Origin of the sequence: Streptomyces sp. F001, from assembly GCF_004187715.1 — a bacterium.
In the GTDB taxonomy this organism is placed as follows: Bacteria; Actinomycetota; Actinomycetes; order Streptomycetales; family Streptomycetaceae; genus Streptomyces; species Streptomyces flavusporus.
On sequence record NZ_QZWF01000099.1, the window covers coordinates 1 to 5,726 of the forward strand.

Genomic DNA, 5,726 nt, shown 5'->3' on the forward strand with positions numbered 1-5,726 from the left:
GAGCTGCTCGATGTGCGGGATCAGCTGCCCCAGGTAGTTGTGGAAGCCCTGGCTGAAGAGCTTCACGCTCTGGTGGCGCGGCACCGTGCGCTGGTCCAGGAGCCAGGTCGCTGCTGCGCGCATCAAGCCGGTGGACTGCGCGGGAGTCTCGGTCTCGTCGCGGGTGGCGTTCACCGGGCACCCGCCTGGCGGTGGACGGGGCAGGCGCACGGCGCGAGCTGCGTGTTCAGCGGTTCGAGGGCGGGCTCGTACCCATGCGGCACGCTCACCGTGGCCCGCGGCGGACCCACCACCATCCCGTCCCGGCTGACCGTGTACACCTCGATGGCCATCTTCGCCCCCCGTGGGCGGTCCTCGCCGGGGACGGTACCGTTCGTCATGTCGACGCTCCTACATAGCGTGGGCCATGCCCCGGGAGGTCTCACCACCTTGCCGGGGTCTGATGCTCTGACCGTAGGGGCGCCTGTGCGGTACCGCCGACCGTAATCCGGTCGCTACTCTCAGGCAGCCAGGATGCCGATCTTCTCGGCCAGTTCGGCGGCCCGGTGCCGCCGGGGAGCCTGCGTCGACTCGACTTCCTCCAAGAGGATCGTCCTGGCGTAGCCGTTGTAGCGGATCGTCTCAGGTGCGGCCTCGTACGCCTTCTCCAACGACGCGATGGCGACGTCTGGCTGGTTGTCGAGTTGGTAGCCCCTCGCTTCCTCGATGCGGTGTCGGGCGCGCCGCGGGCGGGACTTGATGAGGCTCTGGTCCGCTCGAGCGGCCTGCCGCACGGACTCGCCGCCTTGGTGCAGTTCGACAGCCACGGTCACCGCGTGCGCGCCCATCACGGCCCGGCTGAAGCTGGTCACGGGGTGGTAATACTCAGCAGGCAGCCGTGCAGCCATGTCGTTGGCCTTGTCCCAGTGCCGCCACGCGGTACCGGTCTCCCTTCGGCGTGCTGCGGTGTAGCCGAGTTCGAACTCCAGGGCGCCAGCGATCGCCAGCACATCGTCCGAGGCGTCGGGCAGTAGAGGCTCCAGGAACTGGACCGCTTCGCGGTTAACCGAGTCGGCAGCGTCGTAGTGCCTCGGTCCGCTGTCGCGGTGGGCCTGCGCCAGCAGCCAGGAAGCAACGCCGATGGTGTGCGGATCCTCGCTCTCCTGGGCAGCGACCATGCCGCGTTCAGCGACCCGCCAAAGCAGGGAACTGTCGGGCTGGTAGGCAATGAAGAACTGCGACAGCGAGTACGTCTGGGCAAGGAGGGACTGCGCCTCGCGCCGCTCGGCGGCGCTGTCGGCGTGCCGTACGAGCGCCTGGGCGTCCCGGATCAGGTCAGGCAGCAGCTTACCGATCGCCTCACGGTGGTTCTTTGACGCGTGCCGTGCCTTCCACGCGGCGTGCAGCCGGGCTTCGAGGTGTGCAACGGGCGGTGGCTCAATTCCGGTCGTGAGCGGGAAGTTGTCGATGGCAGCCTTCACGGCAGCAAGACGCGGGTGGCCGGGACCGATGAACAGGTCAACGTGTGCCTCCGGCCGTCCCGTCAGGTCGGCAAGGTCGCGAACCCTCAGCACCTCCGCGATGCGCAGTACCGACTCAAGGCCGGGCGCCTTCTGCTGACCGTTTTCAATCTTGCGGTACGTGTGTGGGGAAATACCGAGCAAATCGGCGACCTGCGACTGGGTCATCCCCCGGCGCTCACGGAGGACCTGCACCCGCTGACCGAACTTCAGCGGATCGGCGTACGGGTCCGGGGTAGCATCTTGAGACATCACGGCCTTGCCCCTCCTAGCAGCTTCGTCACAGCCAGAGTAGGGGCAGGGCCGGCCTCATGTTGATGGGGACATTTGAATCTGGCTCTGTCCGTAGTTCCGGGATGACGCAATCACGGCCGGAGTCCCGAACGCCCCCTGGTCAGCGTCTGATCCTCGGGCGACCGCTCTCCAACGCGTTCCGCCGTCAGGGTGTGGCTAGGAACGTGGGTCAGTAACGGCTTGGCTGCAGCCGAGGCTGGAGCGCGGGGTCTCGGCCGGGCCATGGGCTGGCTAGGCTGCCGGTCATGAATCCGGCCATGACCAGCGGTGTGACCGCTGAGCCCGCCATCCTTGACGCCATGGAGCTGACTTCCGATCCGGAGCTGGAGGTCCGGTTTGCGGAGTCGGCCCACCAGATCCTGGCGGACCTGGTCAGTGGAGGTGCCGCGCTGGGCTGGGTCGAACCACCCTCGCGGGATGAGGTGTCGGACCTTCTCGGCCACGTCATCTCTGCGGTGCAGGCCGGGGACGCGGCCCTGCGTGCCGCTTACCTTGGCCGTCGGCTTGTCGGGTTGGGGTACTGGCTCCGCTACGCCCGACCGACCCATCGGCCACACGCCGATTTGGAGAAGATCGCGGTAGAGGCTGCTGCCCATGGTCGTGGCGTCGGCCGGGCGCTGACCGCTGCCTTGATCGCTGACGCCCGGGAGGCGGGCATCGAGGTCCTCACCCTGGACGCCCGTGGCGACAACACCAGTGCCCTGCAGCTCTACCGGTCGCTGGGCTTCACCGAATACGGCCGTCTGCCCGGCTTCGTCGCCGTCGGCGAACACCGCTACGACAAGGTCTTCTACATGCTGGACTTCCGCCAACAAGGCTGACCACTGCCACGCATGGAGGCCCGGCGGCGACCCGCTGGTGCTTCGCGATCTTTCATGCGTGATGATCACGATATGCGTGGCGGTGGCGGCTTCCCAGGCGGGCTGACGGCCGGCGGGGAAGCCGCCCGGGAGCAGGGGCGGTTTGCCCAGGGCGGCGAGAAGGTCGTGGGCGAGGCCGGTTTCGCTGGTCGTGCCCGGCCCGGGGTGCAGGGTGATCCGGCCGGACGGCAAGTGGTGGGCGGCCAGGGCGGTATGCGTGTGGATCGCATCGTCATGACGGTCAATGACCACCGTGACGGGCGGCGGCGTGGCAGGCGGCATGGTGGTCAGGCGAGGCGGCTGAAGGCCCAGCGCAGCAGCTCCTGATCAACGCGGGGACGGCCGGTGCGGGCCAGGGCGGTGCGGGTGTGGGCGGTCAGCTGGGCCCAGGCGCGGAAGTTGCCGTGCGCGGCGTGCTGGTCGGCGAAGGTGATGTCGTCGGGATCGGCGTCGGCCCAGACCGGATGAAACAAGGGAATGGCCTCCAGGACCTCGCTGGGGGTAAGGCGGGTGAAGTGCTGCCAGATGAAGATGCGGGAGGACAGCATCGGTTCACGGCGCAGCACGGTGTGGCAGCCCTCGCCGCCGACGAAGATGATCGCGAGCTGGGTGGCCGGTTCGTCCCACAGATAGCGGAAGTACTCGAACGCCTCCCCATTGAGCCACTGGGCCTCATCCACGAGGAAGGTGCGGGGGCGTTCGGCCAGGGCCGTCTTCGGCAGCCGGTCGAATTCACTGGGGTGGCGCGGCGGTTCACCGGCCAGGTCGAGCGCGGTGAACAGTTCGTAGCGCACCGCGCGGGCGGTGGGACGGGCCCGGAAAGTGATCTTGCGGACGTCCTCGTGGGGTTCGAGGTCGCCCAGGCAGATGTTGACGGCGAGCGTCTTGCCGAAGCCAGCGCCCCCTGGGCGGCCTCCACGGGGCTCCGAGAAGCGGCGTTGTCAGTGGGCTCTGCCAGGGTGTGCGTCGTGGACGAACTGGTGGAGCGTGTCGACGATCAAGATCGTGTGCTGGGGGTGGTGGTCAGCCGCCGGCAGGCCATCCGGGAGGGTTGGCTGCACCGGGTCGCCGTGACGGTGTGTCGTGATGAGCGTGGGCGGATCCTCGTTCACCGGCGGTCGGAGCAGCTGTCGCGCTTCCCCGGGCTCTACGAGGCCGTGGTTGGTGGCGCCGTGGATGTCGGTGAGTCCTATGAACAGGCCGCCGCGCGGGAGCTTGGCCGAAGAGCTGGGCATTCGTGTGCTGCCGCGCTTGCTGTTCACGTTCCTCAACCGCAGTGGCTTGAGCCCTCACTGGCTCGGCGTGCACAAAGCCGTGGCGCCGGACACTGTGGCCGCCGATCCTGATGAGGTCGCCTGGCATGGCTGGCTGATCGAGCCGGAGCTGCGGTCGGCCCTGCTGGAGTGGCGCTTCACCCCCGACAGCCACGAAGCCTTCAGTCGGTATCTCGCGTTCCGGACCGCGCAGTCCTGACCTTGCTCGCCTCGCGGGCTGGGGCGCCTGCTTGCGGTCAACGCGCCTTGTGAGAGCGGCTGTTCGTGATAGGGAGTACGGATGTTTGGTCGACTTCCGCTCGTTGAGCAGTTCGATGGTTTGCGGTCCGTTCTCTCCCAGAACGAGGTCCTGACCGACGTGCTGACCAGGGCAGCGACGATGGAGCTGCCCGGCTGGTATGTGACGGCGGGCTGCCTGTTCCAGACGGTGTGGAACGTGGTCACCGACAGGCCCCCGACCAACGGCATCAAGGACTACGACATCTTCTACTTCGACCGCGCCGACCTTTCCTGGGAGGCGGAGGACGCCGTGATCAAGGCAGGGCAGGAGGTGTTCGCCGGGCTGCCGGCCGAGGTGGAGATCCGCAACGAGGCCCGTGTGCACCTCTGGTACGAGCAGAAATTCGGCGTGCCCTGCCCACCTCACGAGTCCACCGAGGCCGCGATCGACTCGTTCGCCGCGACGACGTGCTGTCTGGGGGTGCGCCTGGACCCCGACGGTGGATGGCGCGTCTATGCGCCCCACGGGCTCTCCGACGTGTTCAACCTCGTGGTCCGACCCAACCCGGTCCTTGCCCCTCGGGAGGTCTATGAAGCTAAGGCAGCGCGTTGGAGAGACGAGTGGCCGGAGCTCACCGTGCTGCCGTGGCCGAGCTGACGCTCGGATGCGAGTGATCATGCGGCGAATTCCTCTGACAGATGCCCGCATGTCCACGGCAGGTGACAACGTCTACGCCCAGACGGTGACAACTACCATGCTCAGCCGAGCATAGAGGCGCAGGTCGCCACCTCAGACCGGTGATAACTATCGCGCTGCTGGACATCGAAACCGCCCGGGCCACCGCCGACACCCTCACCACCCTCCACGACGACCTCGCCCGCATTCGCGCGGCAATGGACCGCATCCTGGCCGGCCGAGCCGAGCACTCCAACGGCGCGCTGACCATCGTCGCACTCGCGATCGAGGCCAAAGTCCCCCGCAACGCTCTCACCCAGCGGCACACCGACCTGAAGGCGGAGTTCTACGAGCAGGTCCGGGCCCGAGGAGGGGCAATGGCAAGGCCCCGCAGCGGCTCCAGAACTACGCGGGCGACCGCGAGGCGCCGTTGCTCGTGCTGCTCACATGGCTGGGTTGGATACGGCGAGCAGGTCGTGCCCGTACGCCTGCATCCACGCCGTGCAGAGGTCGTGGTCAGGGTTGGCCGGGGCGGTTGGCCAGATGCGGCGCCAGGTCGGACGCCGGCCTTCCATCGCGATCTGGTCGAGGCGGTCGTGGTCGTCACAATCGCCGGCGTTCTCTGGGGGTTCGCAGCCTGTGGTGTGACGTCGTGCGCCACCCTCTCGTTGGGAGGGCTGCGGCGGTTCTCTCGTTGGCACGATCACAAGCGGTGCTGGGCCATCTTCGGCGAGATACCTGCTGTGGTCGATCAGGTCACTCCGCTGAGTCCGGCTAACCCGGACCATCGCACGGCGGTCCGCGTGGCCGCTGAACTTCACGGCCTTCCGCTTCCAAGCGAGTGGCTATAGCCGAGGCTTCTGAGGCGCAACACCGCCTGGACACCACTGAGATCGTTTCATCC

General features: G+C 67.6%; 5 protein-coding genes and 2 pseudogenes. 4 read left to right on the top strand and 3 right to left on the bottom strand.

All coding sequences use genetic code 11. From position 1 onward, the window contains the following. Positions 1-170: 170 nt before the first annotated feature. The gene (locus StrepF001_RS44160) at positions 171-380 is read right to left on the bottom strand and encodes a hypothetical protein (protein WP_129803705.1); all 210 of its coding nucleotides are present in this window, start codon (positions 378-380) and stop codon (positions 171-173) included. A gap of 120 nt (positions 381-500) precedes the next feature. Then, positions 501-1,751 carry a helix-turn-helix transcriptional regulator gene (locus tag StrepF001_RS44165; RefSeq protein WP_129803706.1) on the bottom strand — a complete coding sequence of 417 codons (1,251 nt, stop codon included), beginning with the start codon at positions 1,749-1,751 and terminating at the stop codon, positions 501-503. 299 nt (positions 1,752-2,050) lie between these two features. On the opposite strand from StrepF001_RS44165, the gene StrepF001_RS44170 reads away from it, so the two are divergent. Continuing rightward, on the top strand, positions 2,051-2,614 hold the full coding sequence (locus StrepF001_RS44170) for an N-acetyltransferase (RefSeq protein WP_129803710.1): 564 nt from the start codon (positions 2,051-2,053) through the stop codon (positions 2,612-2,614). A gap of 326 nt (positions 2,615-2,940) precedes the next feature. On the opposite strand, the pseudogene StrepF001_RS44180 reads toward StrepF001_RS44170, so the two are convergent. Beyond that, a pseudogene (locus tag StrepF001_RS44180) lies at positions 2,941-3,546 on the bottom strand (ATP-binding protein); the annotation flags it as partial. Between the two features lie 66 nt (positions 3,547-3,612). On the opposite strand from StrepF001_RS44180, the pseudogene StrepF001_RS44185 reads away from it, so the two are divergent. The 3 genes and pseudogenes from StrepF001_RS44185 (at position 3,613) to StrepF001_RS44195 (ending at position 5,673) form a co-directional block, all read left to right on the top strand. Continuing rightward, positions 3,613-4,126, top strand: a pseudogene (locus StrepF001_RS44185) (NUDIX domain-containing protein). 81 nt (positions 4,127-4,207) lie between these two features. Continuing rightward, complete coding sequence (locus StrepF001_RS44190) at positions 4,208-4,804, top strand: nucleotidyltransferase family protein (protein WP_129803708.1); 597 nt, start codon at positions 4,208-4,210, stop codon at positions 4,802-4,804. A gap of 140 nt (positions 4,805-4,944) precedes the next feature. After that, a complete protein-coding gene (locus tag StrepF001_RS44195) occupies positions 4,945-5,673 on the top strand; it encodes a hypothetical protein (RefSeq protein ID WP_129803709.1) in 729 nt (242 codons plus the stop codon). Positions 5,674-5,726 lie beyond the last annotated feature (53 nt).

What these genes read in the sequence shown, in the direction of transcription:
- StrepF001_RS44160 (WP_129803705.1), bottom strand. Translation starts at nt 380, where the DNA reads ATGACGAACGGTACCGTCCCCGGCGAGGACCGCCCACGGGGGGCGAAG.
- StrepF001_RS44165 (WP_129803706.1), bottom strand. Translation starts at nt 1,751, where the DNA reads ATGTCTCAAGATGCTACCCCGGACCCGTACGCCGATCCGCTGAAGTTC.
- StrepF001_RS44170 (WP_129803710.1), top strand. Translation starts at nt 2,051, where the DNA reads ATGACCAGCGGTGTGACCGCTGAGCCCGCCATCCTTGACGCCATGGAG.
- StrepF001_RS44190 (WP_129803708.1), top strand. Translation starts at nt 4,208, where the DNA reads ATGTTTGGTCGACTTCCGCTCGTTGAGCAGTTCGATGGTTTGCGGTCC.